General features: G+C 37.6%; 1 pseudogene. It reads right to left on the bottom strand.

Features of this window, described 5'->3' with window-relative positions:
* Positions 1-60 precede the first annotated feature (60 nt).
* A pseudogene (locus BACCOPRO_RS18185) lies at positions 61-736 on the bottom strand (hypothetical protein); the annotation flags it as partial.

Raw genomic sequence — 736 nt, 5'->3', positions numbered from 1 at the left:
CTAATACGGTCAGCTGTTTTAGTGTTTTCATGTCATCTCCTTTCTTTGGTATTGCTCATACTATTTCGGTAATTGGTTTTCATCTAGCGGATAATTTGTAAAGCCATACCCTTTGTTGAAGGGATAGAAAGAATGGAAACGGTTCCAGCGTTCTGATTCCAGCACTTCCTGTGGAATCTCACCTGTGAAATTATTGAAGGCACATTGCAAATCTCCATAACCGATATTCTCAGTATAAATTCTCCAGTCTATTCCAGTGAATTCGTTATGATGCAGAAAGATAGTGCCGCAAGGGATTTTAACAATCTCAGCCGGAATGGTTCCTGAAAATTTATTACTATTTAAAGATAAATATTCTAATAACTGACATTCTCCAATTTCCTTAGGAACTTCTCCATAAAAAGAAGTTTGGTTTATAGTCAGTTCTACCAATGTATTTTTCCATTGGGCAATCTTAGGAGATAGCTTATCTTCAAACTTAGGACATTGGCCAATTTTCATTATGCGCATAGGGCAGTTATATATAGATTCGGGGAGTGAGCCTCTCAGATTAGGAATCCCTCCTAAACCGAATTCACTGAGATATTTCAGATTCCCAAGGCTGGAAGGCAGGGTACACTCTATATCTTCGTCTTGGTATAATATTATTCTTATTTTGTTTACATATTTCAGGCCATTTTCATCTGTCTGAAACCCTATACCTATCCATGATTCGGGGTCAGTCAGATCCCAGTTA

The sequence above is a fragment of the Phocaeicola coprophilus DSM 18228 = JCM 13818 genome (genome assembly GCF_000157915.1).
GTDB classification, from domain to species: Bacteria; Bacteroidota; Bacteroidia; order Bacteroidales; family Bacteroidaceae; genus Phocaeicola; species Phocaeicola coprophilus.
This window is presented reverse-complemented; position numbering and strand designations above follow the sequence as displayed.